Here is a 17,497-nt window from a genome sequence, read left to right as displayed (position 1 = left end):
CTACTTTGCTTGATGAGTATACGTACACGTATGATCAAGCAGGAAATCAAACCTCTAAGATTGAATTGGTTCAAGGTGAAAATAAAGGTCAAACCAGCTATACGTATGATGAGCTAAACCGATTGCTCACCGTGAATGAACCGAGCGGAAAGAAAACGGTCTATACGTATGATGGTGCAGGTAATCGTGAACAAGAAACAGTTACTGAAGGAACTACCATTGCGGTCACATCTTATGTGTACAATGATCAGAACAGATTGATTGAGACTAACCAGCTTTTCTCGGAAGGCCGTCAGGAAAAGACAATATCAGTATGATAGCAACGGCAATATGACCGGCAAGAACAGAGAAATAATTAAACAAGTGTACGATGAAGAGACAGACCCATCGTTTGGCATGTTTATTTACGGTCAAGAGTCAGAAAATCCTAATGTCCAAACGTTGCTGGAAGGTATCGGCACCTATGAATATGACGTATGGAACCAGTTGAGTAAATCGACGGCAGGCAGTGTGACTTCCAGCTATCGTTACAATGCGGAAAGTTATCGGACGTATAAGAAAGTAGGAGAGTCTGAGACCAATTATTTATATGAGGCAGACAAAGTTGTACTAGAGACAAATAGTTCTGGAAAAGAGACGGCGTTCAATCTTTACGGAAATAATCTAATTAGTCGAACGATGGGTAGTGATAATTATTACTATTTGTACAACGGTCATGCAGATGTAACAGCACTTGTAGATGGAACAGGTATTGTGAAGGCAGCATATGAATACGATGCCTTTGGTAATGTTACCTTAGAAAGTGGAGCTGATATCAACAATCCGATTCGCTATGCAGGTTATCAGTATGATGAAGAATCTAAACTTTTTTACTTAAATGCAAGGTACTATGATCCAAAACTGGCAAGGTTTATAACGGAGGATACGTATAAAGGAGAATCAGAAGATCCACTAAGTCTTAATCTTTATACGTATGTGTATAATAATCCACTCATTTATTTGGACCCTCCAGGAAACACATCGGAAAGAATCGATGGTAAATTAAATAGACTCGAAGGTGATGCCACTGAAGCTGCGATTCATTATGCAACATTAATAAACAAAGGATACGGGGCAATAAAAGCTTTGGGTATTGTTGAGTGTGCTTCCATTATTGGGGTTAAACGGGATAAAGAAGGAAAAAAATATGCTAAGAGTAACAAATTGCATATAGACATTTTTCTTTAAGTTTTGAATTCGCTAGAAAAGTAGGGAAAGAAGCTGCAAGTATAATTATGTATAATCATGAGTATGTTACAAGTTCAAATTACAAAATAATATCTAATAATAATGGTACTATAGTCATGCAGGTGAGGTTATCGACACTAATGGATCTAAGTAATAATAATCAGGGATTATACCTTGCAGGGGTTTCAGGATATTCTCAGAGTTCTGGTTTTGAATTTTCGTTAGATGAAGGAGCACTTATTACTAGTCTTGACCAGGTTGCAAAAGCATTCGGTTTTGACGAAAGTCTGATAATTAAGACTGAAGATGGAGATTTTGTAAATGTGACCTTTGAAGCAGCTAATGGAGAATCGCTTTCATATGAGGATTTCCAGAATTACACCGAATGGGAGTTTATTTCAGGGTCAGGAGGTGAGACAAATTAAGAAAATAACAGTAGTAATACTAGTCGTTTTTGTCTTATTTGTCTTAGGTTGGTTTGTTAAAGGATATATCTTCAGTCCTTATATTTATGTAAATTTCCACTCTTTTGTTTCCGTAGAAGCTGCTGAAGATTTATTAGAAACATACGCGTGGCATACTAAATTATCATGTAATCATGTTGATGGTGAAAATGATGAACAGTATGTAATCTGCGAAAGTCAATTCTATACAAACCCTATTAAGTTAAAAAACATATTAGATAAACTAAAAAATAATCCGTCAATTGAGAGCTATAGTTTTTTAAACGATTTTCCTTCACCTCCAGATGGGGAAGGAGTGCGCTTTTTAAACTAATAGGATGATACAATAAGAACAAGAAAATAAAATTCAACCTCATGCGACTGATGTGACCCCAAAAAGGTAGACAATATTATTAGGCGACTTCTAGGGCATGAGTCTGGTACTGTACCGGGCTCATGCCCTTAGTTTTGCTAATTCGCTTGATTGTAGTACGTGATATATTGATCTAGTTCTGCCTTAAACTGTTCAACACTCTCAAATTCTTGGTATGAAGTAGGTAATTTTAGGTACACATAATAAAAAGGATGTTTTAACTTTACTCGTAATAATACTTCTAGTATTAACAGGCTATACTATTGCAATCATATATTGGTTTAATAATGTCGAAGTAAAAATGGAAAAACAATATAGTTCGATAGTAGGTAATGAAAATGATTTAGTCGACAATAACGTTTTTTTAAATCCTGAGGGGAGCTTTGAAGCTTTAAATAAAATTGACCCTGATACTCGAAGAAATAGCGTAAGCGTCTAACAAGAAGGTGTATTCCAACGCAGTCTAGATTTTGAGACAATTCCGTTAGAGTAGTCGTTGGAGTTCACTGCCTGCCGTCGATTTACTCAACTGGTTCCAGACGTCATACTCATAGGTGCCGATACCTTCCTGCAACGTTTGGACACTAGTATTTTCAGACTGTTGACCATAAATAAACATACCAAACGATGGATCTGTCTCTTCATCGTACACTTGCTTAATAACTTCTCTGTTCTTGCCATTCATATTGCCGTTGTTATCGTATTGATATGTTGTCTTTTCTTGGTACCCTTCTAAGAATAGCTGACTTGTCTCGACCAGTCTGTTCTGATCGTTGTACATATACGATGTAAAAGAAACATTTGCTAAAGAATACAATGGAGAAATTTATGTTGGTTCAGACTATGCAGAAATTACTATTGGTGAAACAACAGTTACATTTTATTTTAGTGGAGGGACAACAAGTACAGGAGGAGAGTATGAAAATGAAAATGGTTCGATAAAAATGGAACGAGATGATTTCCTCAAGGCAATGGGACTAACGTATGAAAAAGGAAATGATCAGCAATTCAAATTAACTCAATCCGCTGTAAATATTGAAAAGTCAGTTGACTTTGTCGCTGCGACAGCAATCTCTGCATCTGGTTTCATATCAGGTCTTGGAGGAGTAGCATTTGTTAGTGGTATAGGTTTTGGATTTTACACAACTTTTGTAAAGTAATATCCAAATGCAAGAGATTATACTGTTGATATTTATAAGACTTTATCAGAAGATGGGTCGTATTATACTGTAGTTATTGTAGGAAGTTATATTGATTCGCAATGCTTATATCATGAATATAAGGTTGTAGAGCAACGTAGTAATATATCTCCACTAACTTATGAAGCGTTTGTTGTCAACCCATTCGATGAACAATCTAGTGATTCAAGTTCAAAAAATCCAAAGCCACAACCAGGTCCGCCTAAATGAAGCTTAGTAGGAGGTAAACGATTTGGCATATAGAAAGAAAGGAATTTGCCCTAGATGCGGAAACAAAATATCTTTTTGGATTCTGTATAGACTAAGAGCAACTCCTAAGTACAGATGTAAAAATTGTGGTTCAAATTTCAAATGGAATAAATACCATTCAATACCTCGATTTATTACATCAATACTTGTTTTGGTATATGGTTATTTTCTTAATCTAGTTGTGGATATAAAACATGAGGAGCCTCTTTTGCTTTGGTGGGCGGTAGTGTCATATCTTTTACTAGTGATCGTATTATATTTTGTACTTCCGCTTTTTTTTCCTAATCCAATTGAGGTAGAAACAAAGAAGCAATCTCAAAATAAAAATTGAACAATGAGGTTTTAAATGTAAGCGTCAAACAGCCCTCAACTTGAATGACAAGGTGGGGGCTGTTTGACGCTTATGTACGATTACGAAGTATAATGGAGCTAACTTGCCAATCTCGATCCTTACTCCTGTTGGCAAAGAACGCGGATTAAAGGCAACATTAACGTATGCTTACGATGCGTTAGGCAGAAAAACGGAGGAGACGGATGCGAACGGCGTTGTCAAAGGTTTCACATATGATGATGCTGGAAATGTACTGACGAACACAATTCGCAAATCGAAGACGAGTCCAGTTCAATTGATAATGTCAGCGAAATATGATTTGGCAGGAAGAATGGTAAGTCAGACTGACGCTAATGGGAATAAAACAACGATTAGAAACAATGCTTTTAGACTTCCATCGGTAATTACCTATCCAGGTGACGATACGATCAAGGAACTGAACGTATATACGCAATACGATGTGAAGGGTCGAAAAGCAAAAGAATGGAGTACAGCGGGTAAAACCCAGCTTTGGACCTATGATCAGGCGGATCGTGAGACTAGCCATACGATCAAAAGCAATAAAGGGAATGATGCGGTCACAACCGCTGCTCGTTACGATCTGATAGGGAATAAACGCTTTGTTGTAGACGGCAACGGAAATGAACAAGAGCTGGTTTATGATAAACTTGGACGCCAAGTGGCAAGCAAAGTATCGGTAACCGATTCTGTCAACGGCATTTCGGAACAGATCACTTCAATTGCTTATGACAAGAATGGAAATAAAATGAGCGAGACGGATTGGTTGGGCAACGATACGACATTCGTATATGATGACCGCAATCGACTGATTCAGCAGAAGGATGCCGAAGGCGCGATTGTTCAGAAGCTGGAGTACAATCTGGACGATGCGCAAATACGTTCTTGGGACGCGTTGAACCAATTAACGCAGTACCGATACGATAAGAATATTCAACAAATCGCAACGATTGATGCGGCGGGCTATAAATCAGGACAGTTCTATGACAATGCAGGATTGAAAACCAGTCAGTACGATGGTAAAGGAAATGTAACGAAATATAGTTACGACCTGCTTGGCAATTTGTCTGCTGTAACGAATGCAAAAGGCGAGGTAACAAGCTATACGTATGATTTACTAGGCAACAAACTAACGCAGACCAACGGCAACAATCACACGATTACCTACGTATATAATGCTAGAAACTTGCTCGCCGCTCAATTGGATCATAGCGCTGTTTCAGTTATTGAGAACAAGCGACAATACGACGAGACGAAGATTGAACGCTATACGTATACAGCTGATGGATCGATGCTATCCATGCGTGATCGTAACGGCAATACGACAAAATTCGTCTATGATGCACAAAGCAGGTTGATTTCCAAAACCGTCGAAGGAGAGCAAGCTTCTAAGGCGAAGCTGAATGAACGCCAAGTGAAGTTTACCTACGATGGGAATGGCAATCAGACCAGTATGACCGATACGACAGGTATAACTACGCGTGTATTCGATGAATTGAATCGCGTGGTAAGCAAATCGGTACCAAAATTGGGTACAGTCGTATATCGTTATGACCTTACAGAAGATTTGTCTGAGGGACATCGTCAGGAAGTGACTACTGACGTTAAAGGAAACATAGCATTCAAGACTTTCGATCGGGCAAACCGATTAATTGAAGTCAAATCAGGTGATGACCTACCAGTAAAATATACGTATTATGCTAACGGAAGCCAGAAGTCGGTTGAATATCCAAATGGGGTTAAGGAAGTTTATACGTATACGAAGTTAAATCAACTGGCTAAGTTGCAAAACTATGTGGGATCTACATTACTTGATGAGTATACGTACTCGTATGATCAAGCAGGAAATCAAATCGCTAAGATTGAAATGGTTCAAGGTGAAAATAAAGGTCAAACCAGCTATACGTATGACGAGCTAAACCGATTGCTCTCCGTTAATGAATCGAGCGGAAAGAAAACGGTCTATACTTATGATGGTGCAGGTAACCGTGAACAAGAAACGGTTAAGGAAGGAACTACTATTGCCGTCACATCTTATGTGTATAATGATCAGAACAGATTGATTGAAACTAACCAACTTTTCTCGGAAGGCCGTCAGGAAAAGACAACATATCAGTATGATAACAACGGTAATATGACGGGTAAGAACAGAGAAATCATTAAACAAGTGAACGATGAAGAGACAGAGCCATCATTTGGCATGTTTATTTATGGGCAGCAGTCAGAAAACCCTAATGTCGAAACGTTACTTGAAGGTATCGGAACCTATGAGTATGATGTATGGAATCAATTGAGCAAATCGACGGCAGGTAGTGTGACTTCCAGCTATCGCTATAATGCGGAAGGTTATCGGACGTATAAGAAGGTAGGAAAATCTGAGACCCATTATTTATATGAGGCCGACAAAGTAGTTCTGGAGACAAGTGGTTCTGGAGTAGAAACCGCGGTTAATCTATACGGGACAAATTTGGTTAGCCGTACAATGGGGAGTGAAAAATATTACTATTTATATAACGGTCATGCTGACGTAATAGCACTGATAGATGAAACTGGTTTTGAGAAAGTAATATATGATTATGATGCGTTTGGCAATAGTATTTTTAGGATGACTAGTGGAGCTGATATTAATAATCCGATCCGCTATGCGGGTTATCAGTATGATGAAGAATCGAAGCTATATTACTTGAACGCCAGATACTATGATCCAAAGTTGGCTAGATTCATTACTGAGGATACTTATAAAGGTGAGATTGAAGATCCACTTAGTTTGAATTTTTATACTTATGTTTATAACAATCCATTAAAGTATACTGATCCTTCAGGACATGATGCTGTTATTATTACAGCGGCGTTTGGGGCATTTGGTGGAGGACACACTTCATTATTATTACAAGATGAAGTTGGTGATTGGTACTATACTTTTTATGGGGATACTAAAGTAGTTTCTGTAAAAGTCGATAGTAAAGTTATGGAGTCGTTGGATAACTTAAATGAATGGTTGCAACAAGACGAATCGTCAACTCAGTACTATGATAAAAATTATACAAGCAGCACATATATTAAAGGGGATTTTACGGATTCATTAGATCTCCTGGATGAACTTGCTCAAGGATATACTGAAAAGTATGGTACAGGTAAGAATAAGGATTATAATTTATTAAGTAATAACTGTGTAGAGATTTCGTGGAAAGCACTACAAAAAGGAACTTTAACTGATGGAACTAGAATTGGAGATTTCGTTCAAACTTATCCAAATGATTTAATACCAAATAAATTTTCAGTATGGGCTAAAGGTGAGTTTAAGAATAATGCTTATACGTATAAGAAATATAACGAACAAATTGAAAGCTTCATAAAAGACAACGAAAAGAAATCTAAATCGGAATGGTACAATTTTTGGTATGGAAAGGATACATTTTTAAATAATATTAAAATAGGAAAGCAGTTACTAGGCTAAAAGTGTATAGCAGGATAGATATTCATTATCTATCCTGCTATTAAGGAGAGATTATGTGAAGCATTGGGTTATAGGATTAGTAGTTCTTTTGTTGGCGTTTGTTATATATTCTATATTTAATGGAACGCCATGGGGAATAGAAGCCATGGAAGAAGAATCAGCAAAGTATTTGCATGAAAAATACGGAGATGAGATGGAAATCGAGTCGGTTGAGTATGATTTTGACAACTCATCATATTTCAAATACAGATATTATACAGTTGTTCACTTGAAGAGAGATCCTCAAATTCAGTTTAAAGTAAGTAAGCTTGATGGGAAGATGTCTGATAACTATTATTTATCCTACTGGGAAAACGAAGTTAAAAATGAGATTAAACAGCAATTTTATCAAATATCCAGTGTGTCTTTTCAATTGAGGTCTGACCCATTACAACATCATCCTGGAGGTAAAGGAACAAATCCCCCCAGTTATCATGAAATAAAAGGAGAAATCAAGGATGAAGATATTTCTGACTTGAGGTTGTGGATTAATGTAAATGATAATATACAAGATAATTTTATGAACAAAATACTTGAAATTGTATTGTTTCTTAAAGAGAAGGACTATAGACTATCGGCTATCCGATTTAAAATTGAAAATCACACAAGTAACTCATCATATTATCTGAACGGCGCAGATTTAAAGGATATTATTGATCTTAACTCACTGACTAATAATCTAAAGTAATTTTTTCTTCGCCACATGCGAGTGAAACAACTCCATGTGGTTTTTTTTGATAACAGCCCCTACCCAGTGCCGAATGAATCGGGCGGCAGCGTTCCCAAGAACTTAACCATCATCACCCCCGTATATTATTCCCTAAATATGATTGTAACGCACGTAAATGCTTTAATTTTATAACCTAATTAACAAATTAGCGTTACATTTAACAGGTTCATTTTGGTCAGATATTACCATGATTGACCTGTTTTTTTATTATGTTCGCTTTCTCACAGGTTTTTCAAGATACTTGCAACTGTTGAATACACCGCCCCAATAGAAAGGGTGAAAATGCAAAGCATCTTTTAGAGTAGTTAGCCCAACCATTAATATTGTCAGGACTTATCTGTAAATTGTCTACAACAAGCTGCCTACTTGCTGCGATGACTACAGTGCAATAACAATCTGGTGACGACCATTTGACATAAATAGCTTCATCCCCTTTGCTAATAGTTTAAATTATTGCCTGAAGGGACTCCTGTTTAATTAAGAGGCCTTAGGGATTGTGCAGGCATTTTGGTGAATTCATTCGATACGAGTTGTTTTCAGAGTAGAAACCTGCACTTTGCAGTTATAACATCGTAAAGCATCGTAACTCAAGCTAAAAATTGTACTATTGTAGGCTTCAGCATTGAACTATGCGGTGCCAACCTAATAGGTGGCAGTGAGGAAGACAACCAAAGTAAGTGCATATGCGGAAAAGGTGTTTTGTACGAGAATAAAAGGCAATCTATTATCGTTAATAGTTCTAAGTTGTTTTCTAATAATTGCTATGAATATTTTACATCATTTAGATACAGCGTACGCAACAAAGGATTATAGAAATGAATAACGGTTATATTGATGATGGCGAGTGGGTTGAATTTGAGTTTAATTCATACGACAAATTACTATTTATGGAGGATCGTAATTGTCTGAGCATGATAAACTGTGGTATGTCGTGTTTTGTTTGCAAACTAACTGAAGTCGGTGATCTATGCTGCGTATATTTAAAAGGATAATAATAACGTTATTCGTTGTAGTTACTGTGTTATTGGGAGCCTCTACGTTTGTCGTTGTACATTGAATGAATAATACACAAGTAATAGCAACCAAAGATTTCACCCCTATATTTGTTGAGGAAAATGAATTAGTCGACTACAACGTTTTTTTGAATCCAGGTAAGGACTTCTCGTCATTAAATAATCTTGACCTTGTTAAGCGTATAAAAATTGCATATATTATGAAAGAGAATAACTATAAATTAGTTGAAGGCAAATATGAGTAGTTTCTACATATCAAAAATGTAAAATTTGAAAATTACATTATAAAATATATTAGTTTCGAACCTATCGAACATTAAAAAAGAGGTGTTCTATACGGATGATGAAATAAAGAAAACAAGACGTTCGGGTATATTTTTGATCGTTTTTTTCTAGTAGTCCTATTATTGGGGACTATTGCTTTATTAATGTTTACAGGAAGTATCTTTAGAGGCTTATGCAGCACAACAGGATGCTAATCTTATAGTTGAGGAATACGTTGCCTAAAAAAGAAAAGCCCCGCTGCGCAAAAGAAACTCGCGCAGTGGGGCTGCTCTTATTAAACCAACTTAAACCGTCGCCTCTTCCGGCTCCCCAGCCGTTTCTTCCGCGCGGACGACCTTCAGGAACTCGCGCATGAAGCCGGGCAGGTCCGGCCAAGCGTGGCCGCTGACGAGCTTGCCGTCCACATGAAGCGTGCCGTCGGCGTAAGTCGCGCCGAGCTTCTCCACTTCAAGCTTGCATGCGTTGTACGCACTCAATGTGCGGCCAACGAAATAGCCCGTGTCCGGCAGCGCGAGAAAGACCTGCGCGCCGTGGCAGATCGCGCCGACCGGCTTGTCGGCGTCGAGGAAATGCTGCACGATGCGCGGCAGCTCCGCATCTTGGCGAATATATTCCGGCGCGCGTCCGCCGGGAATAATAATGGCGGCATAATCGTCCGGATTGACGTCGGCGAAGCCGATATGCGATTCCAGCAGATGGGCCGGTTTTTCCGTATACGTATCCCAGCCTTCAACAAAGTCATGGACAACGGTATGAAGCGTTTTTTTCTTCGGGGAAGCGATAACAGCCTCGTAGCCTTCCTCAAGCAAGCGGTAGTAAGGATAGTAAACCTCTAAAACCTCTGCGCCGTCTCCGGTCAAGATGAGAATCGGTTTGGACATGGGCCAGCTCACTCCTCAATTATAAAATGATAGCTTCAATTCTGCTCGAAGCGGACATCAGCATCATTATCCTCCCGCACCCTAATTGTTGTAAATGATTCCCAAGCATCAACTTACCCGCATGCCCGCGCTGCTATTGTCGACTGCAGTCGCTTTCTGAAAGTCGGTAATTATGGCTACAAAAAACATAAGATCAGTCATACTTCCTACCTCTATTTTTGCTATATTAAGACTAGAAAGCGGAGGTGTTCGAGTGCTGCGCGCAGGCTTTATTAATCCAATGACAAGCTTAAACGTAAGACAGCAGCTCATATTACTTTTTTTGATCATGGTTATTCCGACTTTTATATTGCATACCTACGGCAACTATAAGGCGGAAGAGATATTGAAGCGGCATGTGACGAATGCCTATGCGGAGCTCAATAAGCAGAACCATACGCTGATCGAGCGCGACATCGATACGGTCAACAAAATCACGACGACGATCATTCAAAATCCGACGACGCAGCAGCTCATCCCCACCGATAAGGATACGGTCATCGAGCGGGTGCGCAAATATGACAAAATGGATAAGCTGCTTGCCGGCTATTCAACTCCGCTTAACGGCGGCGAAGCGGTCTACTACTCGCTTTATATTTATGACCCGAATGACTTCTATTTTTTCGCTCCGAAACATCAGATGACGCAAAGCGGCGTTTATTTTTTCAACAGCGCCAACAAGCCGGAGTGGTATGACGAAGCCGTGCAGCTAAAGGGCCAAGGCTTCATGCGCATCACTGAGACGAATGACATGCTGACGCGAAAAAAAACGCTGGCCTATGTACGAGCCGTCAACACGGTTAGCGAGGGCCATGGCGTCATCGGCGTACTGATTGCCACGAAGATGGATTTGAAAATCGGAGAATCGCTGCAGTCGGTCGAGCTGCCGGGCGGAGAAATCTATTTTACTGATTTGAGCGGCGAGGTGCTCGCATCGACGATTCCCGGCGCAATGGGCTCCAAGCTGACGCTTCCTGAAACCGTTTACCCGAAGAAGGGCAGCGGAGAGGTGAAGCCGATCATGAACGAGGACAACATCTACGTCCTGCATGACAATGAACTTTCGCAGCACCGGCTCGTCTACAAAATTCCGGTCAAAACGCTGCTCCAGCAGCAGAACGAGCTGAAGCGGGTCATTCAATTGATTACGATTGCCAACGCTTTATTCGGCTGTATCGTTATTATTTATTTCTGGCGCTCGCTCATGCGGCCGCTGCAGAAGCTGGCCAGCTTTGTCCGCAGCTATGAGCCAGGCAAACGTGTGCCGGAGACGCCAGGCAAAGGAAGAAATGACGAGGTTGGGGTGCTGATGTCCGCGATGTACGATATGGCGAGAAGGCTGAACGCGCTCATTCACAACAACTACCGGATGGAGATCAAGCAGAAGGAAAGCCAGCTGCAAATTTTGTACCAGCAAATTAATCCGCATTTGCTCTACAACACGCTGGAGAGCATCTATTGGAAAAGCTCGCTCGAAGGCAAATCGGAATCGGCGGAAATGATCAAGGAGCTGTCCAAGCTGATGAAGATCAGTCTAAGCCGGGGACGGGAGCTGATTACGCTGGCCGAAGAGCTGGAGCACGCGGCGGCATACGTCCATTTGCAGCAAAAGCGGTACGACTATGATTTTACCGTGACGTGGGCGATTCCGAGCGAAATGCAGCATCATCTCATTCCGAAGGTAACGCTGCAGCCGCTCATCGAAAATGCAATATTGCACGGCGTCCGTCATATGGGTGAGGACGGCGAGATTATCATTTCGGCGGAATATGAGGAAGATAAGCTGCTGATCCGCGTTGAGGACAACGGCTACAAGGAAGTGGACTACAAGGAAATCGAACGGCTGCTTTATGCGGATGCATCCGGTCCGGACTCGCAAGGGTATGGCATCCGAAACATTCATCAAAGGCTGCAGCTGCATTTCGGCAATATGTTCGGCATTCAATATAAGAAACGCGACGGAGGAGGAACGATTGTCACGATCATCCTGCCGGTCGCCGTAGAAACGGGGGAGCAAAGCGATGTATACGATTTTGGTCGTTGATGATGAACCGTTGATTTGTAAAGGGCTTTGCAGCCTTTTAACTGCATCGGGTATCGATATAGAAAATATTCATATGGCGCATAGCGGCTATGAGGCGCTCGATTACTTGCGGGCGGAGGATATTGATCTGCTCGTTACGGATATACAGATGGGTTCGATGAACGGCATCGAGCTCATGCAGCAAGCGAAAATGATTAAGCCTTGGGTCGAGACGATCATTATCTCGGCGCATGAGACGTTCCAATATGCGCAAATGGCCATCCGCCTCGGCGCGAAAGATTATTTGATCAAGCCGCTTAACGGCGATCAATTTCTTGATTCGGTCCGCAACGTGTTGCTAAAGATGCACAAGCAGGAGCCGGCCGGCCATGAGGAGCTGATCGCCGGTCTCAGGGAGCACTTTCATATGGCTGCGCCAATTCCGCAAAGCGTGGAGTGGCTGAACCGGCTTGTCGCCGACCCGCGCGGCGAGAAGGAGCTTGCCGCGAAGCTGGAGAGCCATCACGGCATTCGGCTCGCCGGGCCTTATTTCGCCATGCTTCGCTTGAAGCTGAACTGGCGGAGCGATGCGGCGGAGGACGATGCCGGCAAGCGGGAACGCGAGTTGTCTGCCGGCGACGTGAAGCTGCTGCAATACGCGGCGCTCAATATTACGAATGAACTAATGTCCGAACAGCTGCAGCATGCCGCGTACTACGGCTCGGACGATGAGCTGTGCGTTATTTTACAATGGAATGAGGAACGTTACGAGGAAGCGGGCTCGGGCCGCGTCAATGAACTTGATATGATCGGCCGCAGCTTGTTTTTCAATATCCGGAAGTTTTTAGCCGTATCCGTCACGATTGGCATCAGCCAAATTTTGAAAGGGATCGAGTTTCTCGATGTGCTGAATGAGCAGGCGGCGAAAGCGCTGCAATGCAGCAGGCAGCACCGCGACCATTATGTGTTCTACTACGGCGATTTTAATTGGAGTTTGTACCCGCAGCAGCCTTCCGAGGAGGAGCTGAACGCCCAAACGAGCATGATCGTCGATAAAGCCAAGTCGTACATTAACGACAATTATGCGCAAAAAGGGCTTACGCTGCAGGAGGTTGCACAGAGCAACCACGTCAGTCCGAACTACTTGAGTTATTTGTTCAAGAAGGAAACGGGCATCAATCTGTGGGAATACGTCATTAAGCTGCGGATGGAGGAGAGCAAGCGGCTGCTGCTGCAAACGGATCTCCGGCGCTATGAAATATCGGAGCGGGTCGGCTACGAGTCGCCCGAGCATTTCAGCAAAATTTTCAAAAAATATTACGGTGTCAGCCCAAGTGAGCTAAAGAAGTAAAATCGCCTATCATTTGCTTAGATTCGCACCTTATAAGGGAACATCCTTTTTTCTACAATGGGATGGAGCGATGAAAAGAAATGAGGGAGACATATGGATCAAACAACAGCTGCGGCAACTGGGCGGCAGTATGCGACGGGGTCGGAGGGGAAAAGCCGATTGTCCATCGCGGCGAGGAAATATTTTTGGGGACTATTGTTTCTTCTGCCCGCAATCGTAATTTTTATTCTTTTCCTATGGGTGCCAATTGTAAAAGGATTCGTCTACAGCTTTTACCACATCGATTTCGTCAAAGGCGATACGTATGTTGGCGCAGGCAATTATAAAGCCATCTTTAACGACCCGATTGTTTGGAAAGCGACCAAAAATACGCTTTATTACATGTTTCTATGTCTAGTTATTGGCTTCTGGGTTCCGATTCTGTTCGCAATTGCGATCTCGGAGCTGCGGCGGTTTCAAGGTTTCGTGCGGATTGCCGCGTATTTGCCTAACGTTATTCCAGTCGTCGTCCTTTACGGATTATGGCGCTGGTTCTATGATTCGGTCGGTCCGATCAACGGTGTGATTACGCAATTGGGAGGAAGCCCGATCTCCTTTATATCCGATAAAAGCTGGTCGATGATCTCGCTGGTCATTATGGAAACCTGGCAATCATTCGGCTCGGCGATGCTCATTTATTTGGCGGCCGTGCTCAGCATTCCCCGCGACTGGTATGAGGCGGCGGAAATTGACGGCGCCGGCGTATGGAACCGGATCCGCTACATTACGCTTCCTTCCATTCGCAACCTGATCGTATTGCTGCTTATCCTGCAAATTATCGCAACATCGCAAGGCTATCAATCCCAGCTCGCTATGCTCGACGGCGGTCCGAACAATGCGACGATGACCTATTCGCTCTATATCGTGAAGAACGCGTTTACGCGTCTCGATTACGGTTTAGCTTCGGCTATGGGCGTTCTTATGTTTATCGTGCTTGGCGGTATCGGAGTCATTCAGTATAGGCTGCAGCAGAAAGGGGATCGCTAAACGATGAAAGCGCTGGATAGAGGGATTTTGTCCCCATTCGATTTCAAAAAAACGCCGAACCGTATCGGTTACATCATTATGGTGCTCGTCATTCTCGTTATGGTAGCGACGATGCTATATCCGATTCTTACTACATTGTTCAATGGACTTAAGGCCAATACAGAGGTCAATTCGTTTCCTCCGCATTTTTTACCGCAGGAATGGCACCTGGATAACTATAAAAAAGCTTGGGATTTTATCGATTTGCCGCTTTATTTGCGCAATACGCTGTTCATTTTTGTAGGCAATATGGCTGTGACGGTGCTGGTGCTTGGACTTGCTTCCTTTAGCTTGTCGAAGCTGCAGGTGCCGTACAAACGGGCGATTCAATTTTTTCTGATGATGACGCTGTTCATTCCGCCGACAACCTATATCATTCCGAACTTTATGAACTTGAAGGATCTCGGATTGCTGAATTCGTTCGCGGCGTTCTGGCTGCCGGCAGGGGCGAATGCGTTCTTCCTGCTGCTGCTGAAAAACTTTTTCGACGACCTGCATGATGAAATGTTCGAAGCGGCTCGAATCGACGGCGCATCGGAATGGCGCAGCTTTACGCAAATCGCTGTACCATTGTCGATTCCGATTTTCTCGACGCTGGCGATCTTCGTCTTCTCTACTGCTTGGAATGACTGGTTCTGGCCGTCGCTCGTCATGCATAACGACCAGCGATATCCGCTTGCTACCGCGATTTATAAATATGTCATCGGAGCCCGCAGGCTCGATGTAAACATACGTTTTGCGATTCTTACGATGGTGATGATCCCGCCGGTTTTTGTGTTTCTCCTGTTCCAAAAATACATTATGCGCGGACTTCATATCGGCGGCGTGAAAGGATAATGGTTTAAAACTACGATCGTAATGATGCACATGATCGGAATAAGAATACACCTCGTAGAGGCTGGGATCGCTCCTTTATGATGAGGATGCAACAACATTATGAAGCGAAAAGGGGAGTATCCATGCGTAAGAACGCAGCGATTTTGATGAGTTTGGTTCTCTTGTTCTCCATGCTGGCGGCATGCAGCGGCGGAGGCGGCAAGAACGAGCCGAAGGGTACGAATGCGGTGGAGTCGGAAAAACCGGCGGCTACCGAAGATGCGGCTACCGCGGCGCCTGAAGATGATATTAAGAACCGCAAAATTAAGATCAGCATTTATTATCCGCTTCCTGACCAAGTGGAAAACCGCAAGCTCGAAGACGATAAAATTAAACGCTTTAACGAGGTTTATCCGAACGTCGAAATTATTAAATCCGATTGGCACTACAATCCGGGTGAGATCGGCATTAAGATGGCTGCGAACGAAGCGCCGACGTTCTACAATACGTTCGCGACGGAAGCAAGCTTCCTCGTCGAAAGAGGCTGGGCTGCCGATATCACCGAGCTGTACAACAACTACGAGTTCAAGGACCAAATCAACCCGGTGCTGCAAAACACGTTCAACATCGGCGGCAAAATTTACGGCGTACCGCAAAAAGGCTATGTCGTAACGACGATCGTCAACAAAAAAATGCTCGACGATAAAGGCGTAGCGGTTCCTTCTTACGATTGGACTTGGGAAGATATGCTGAACACAGCGAAAGGCGCAGCTGATCCGAAAAAAGGCATTGCCGGTATCGCGCCAATGGGCAAAGGCACGGAAGCAGGCTGGAACTGGACCAACTTCTTGTTCCAAGCTGGCGGCGACGTGCAAAAGGTTGAAGGCGGCAAAGTGCAAGCGACGTTCAACTCGGAAGCGGGTCTTAAAGCGCTTGACTTCTACAACAAGCTGAGATGGGACGCTAACGTCATTCCGCAAGACTGGGCGCTCGGCTGGGGCGACGCGGTAGGCGCATTCGCACAAGGCCGTGCGGCAATGGTTATTGCCGGCGCGGAAGGTCCGCTCGAGCAAGCGTTGAACCAAGGCAGCATGAAGCCGGAGGATCTGCTGACGTACCCGATGCCTGCAGTTGAAAAAGGCGGCAAGCACACAGGCGTACTCGGCGGCGACTATTTGATCATTAACCCCAACGCGACAATAGACGAGCAAGAGATGGCATTCCGTTACATCACGTTCGACTACTTCTCCGATAAAGGTCTGGAATCGCTGGAGAAAGATATCCAAGCGCGTAAAGCCGAAGGGAAATATTTCATTCCGCCGCACATTAATTACTTCTCGCCGGATTCGGAATACGGTCAAAAAATGCAAGCGATCTTCGACAAATACGACAACGTTTACAAATACAACGACGAGTCTAACAGCCTGCTCGACGGCAAGCCGGAAGCGCAGTACAATACGCAAGACTACTATGGCGCAATGGCCAACGTCATTCAAGAAGTATTCTCGAAAAAAGGGGCTGATCTTCAAGCTCAGCTCGATGCAGCAGCTAAGCTCGTGCAAGAGAAATTCTTCGATACGATTAAAGTGGAATAGCAAGAAGGCGGCGCTGGGTTCAGCGCCGCTTTTTTCGCTGCGTTTTGCTGCTGCGAAACGCAATTGTCGAGAACTCAAGAACTTTTAGTCTCAAATGAGACTAAAAGCATTCGATTTGTGATGCTTTTGCAAGGGGGCCGTCTCAAAAGAGGTTCGCTCGCTAGAGAAATGGCTCGCATCAGTAAATTAAAAAAGTGAATTTCATAAAAATAGCGTTGCGGACCTGCAACGCTATTTTCGTATTATTAGGTCAACCAGAGATTACTGGTTGGCCTTTTTTAATGGTCGTTTTATGATGGCGGTAGCCGGGAGAACGTGACAGCCCCTGGGGAATTACCCCGTACTAAAAACAGTTCTCCCACT

15 protein-coding genes are annotated in these 17,497 nt (G+C 43.0%); 13 read left to right on the top strand and 2 right to left on the bottom strand.

Annotation, left to right across the window (positions count from 1 at the left end):
- The 4 genes from GOM71_RS23270 to GOM71_RS23255 all read left to right on the top strand — a co-directional run.
- Positions 1–317: RHS repeat domain-containing protein (locus GOM71_RS23270; protein ID WP_173275983.1), on the top strand; the 317-nt coding region annotated here is incomplete at its 5' end.
- Positions 262–1,227: an RHS repeat domain-containing protein gene (locus GOM71_RS24785; RefSeq protein WP_483311065.1), complete on the top strand. Its 966-nt coding sequence runs from the start codon at positions 262–264 to the stop codon at positions 1,225–1,227. The genes GOM71_RS23270 and GOM71_RS24785, both read left to right, overlap by 56 nt.
- Before the next feature lie 47 nt (positions 1,228–1,274).
- A complete protein-coding gene (locus GOM71_RS23260) occupies positions 1,275–1,652 on the top strand; it encodes a hypothetical protein (RefSeq protein WP_156285506.1) in 378 nt (125 codons plus the stop codon).
- Positions 1,639–2,004, top strand: a complete 366-nt coding sequence (locus GOM71_RS23255) for a hypothetical protein (protein ID WP_156285505.1) — start codon at positions 1,639–1,641, stop codon at positions 2,002–2,004. The genes GOM71_RS23260 and GOM71_RS23255 overlap by 14 nt, the downstream gene beginning before the upstream one ends.
- A 137-nt stretch (positions 2,005–2,141) precedes the next feature.
- Here GOM71_RS23255 and GOM71_RS25220 read toward each other — a convergent pair whose 3' ends face one another.
- A complete protein-coding gene (locus GOM71_RS25220; protein ID WP_173275980.1) occupies positions 2,142–2,243 on the bottom strand; it encodes an IS3 family transposase in 102 nt (33 codons plus the stop codon).
- A gap of 573 nt (positions 2,244–2,816) precedes the next feature.
- Here GOM71_RS25220 and GOM71_RS23245 point away from each other — a divergent pair.
- The 4 genes from GOM71_RS23245 (at position 2,817) to GOM71_RS23230 (ending at position 8,024) form a co-directional block, all read left to right on the top strand.
- Positions 2,817–3,203 carry a hypothetical protein gene (locus GOM71_RS23245; protein WP_156285504.1) on the top strand — a complete coding sequence of 129 codons (387 nt, stop codon included), beginning with the start codon at positions 2,817–2,819 and terminating at the stop codon, positions 3,201–3,203.
- A gap of 271 nt (positions 3,204–3,474) precedes the next feature.
- Complete coding sequence (locus GOM71_RS25075; RefSeq protein ID WP_156285503.1) at positions 3,475–3,822, top strand: DUF983 domain-containing protein; 348 nt, start codon at positions 3,475–3,477, stop codon at positions 3,820–3,822.
- A gap of 103 nt (positions 3,823–3,925) precedes the next feature.
- Positions 3,926–7,297: an RHS repeat-associated core domain-containing protein gene (locus tag GOM71_RS23235; protein WP_156285502.1), complete on the top strand. Its 3,372-nt coding sequence runs from the start codon at positions 3,926–3,928 to the stop codon at positions 7,295–7,297.
- A 55-nt stretch (positions 7,298–7,352) separates the two neighbouring features.
- The gene (locus tag GOM71_RS23230) at positions 7,353–8,024 is read left to right on the top strand and encodes a YfjL-like protein (RefSeq protein ID WP_156285501.1); all 672 of its coding nucleotides are present in this window, start codon (positions 7,353–7,355) and stop codon (positions 8,022–8,024) included.
- Positions 8,025–9,648: 1,624 nt separating this feature from the next.
- On the opposite strand, the gene GOM71_RS23225 is transcribed toward GOM71_RS23230, so the two are convergent.
- The gene (locus tag GOM71_RS23225; RefSeq protein ID WP_156285500.1) at positions 9,649–10,245 is read right to left on the bottom strand and encodes a DJ-1/PfpI family protein; all 597 of its coding nucleotides are present in this window, start codon (positions 10,243–10,245) and stop codon (positions 9,649–9,651) included.
- Positions 10,246–10,525: 280 nt separating this feature from the next.
- On the opposite strand from GOM71_RS23225, the gene GOM71_RS23220 reads away from it, so the two are divergent.
- The 5 genes from GOM71_RS23220 to GOM71_RS23200 all read left to right on the top strand — a co-directional run bounded on the left by GOM71_RS23220 (position 10,526) and on the right by GOM71_RS23200 (position 17,134).
- Positions 10,526–12,328 (top strand): cache domain-containing sensor histidine kinase, encoded by a 1,803-nt coding sequence (locus tag GOM71_RS23220; protein WP_253945006.1) that lies wholly within the window; start codon positions 10,526–10,528, stop codon positions 12,326–12,328.
- Positions 12,306–13,658 (top strand): response regulator, encoded by a 1,353-nt coding sequence (locus tag GOM71_RS23215; protein ID WP_156285498.1) that lies wholly within the window; start codon positions 12,306–12,308, stop codon positions 13,656–13,658. Before GOM71_RS23220 ends, GOM71_RS23215 begins: the two co-directional genes overlap by 23 nt.
- A gap of 93 nt (positions 13,659–13,751) precedes the next feature.
- Positions 13,752–14,684, top strand: coding sequence for a carbohydrate ABC transporter permease (locus tag GOM71_RS23210; protein ID WP_156285496.1), 933 nt, complete (start codon positions 13,752–13,754; stop codon positions 14,682–14,684).
- 3 nt (positions 14,685–14,687) lie between these two features.
- A complete protein-coding gene (locus tag GOM71_RS23205; protein ID WP_156285494.1) occupies positions 14,688–15,560 on the top strand; it encodes a carbohydrate ABC transporter permease in 873 nt (290 codons plus the stop codon).
- Positions 15,561–15,682: 122 nt separating this feature from the next.
- The gene (locus tag GOM71_RS23200) at positions 15,683–17,134 is read left to right on the top strand and encodes an ABC transporter substrate-binding protein (protein WP_156285492.1); all 1,452 of its coding nucleotides are present in this window, start codon (positions 15,683–15,685) and stop codon (positions 17,132–17,134) included.
- Positions 17,135–17,497: the final 363 nt, after the last annotated feature.

The organism is Paenibacillus sp. NEAU-GSW1, from assembly GCF_009737085.1.
Taxonomy (GTDB): domain Bacteria; phylum Bacillota; class Bacilli; order Paenibacillales; family Paenibacillaceae; genus Pristimantibacillus.
The sequence above is the reverse complement of the archived record's forward strand: the minus strand, read 5'-3'. Positions and strand labels throughout refer to the sequence as shown.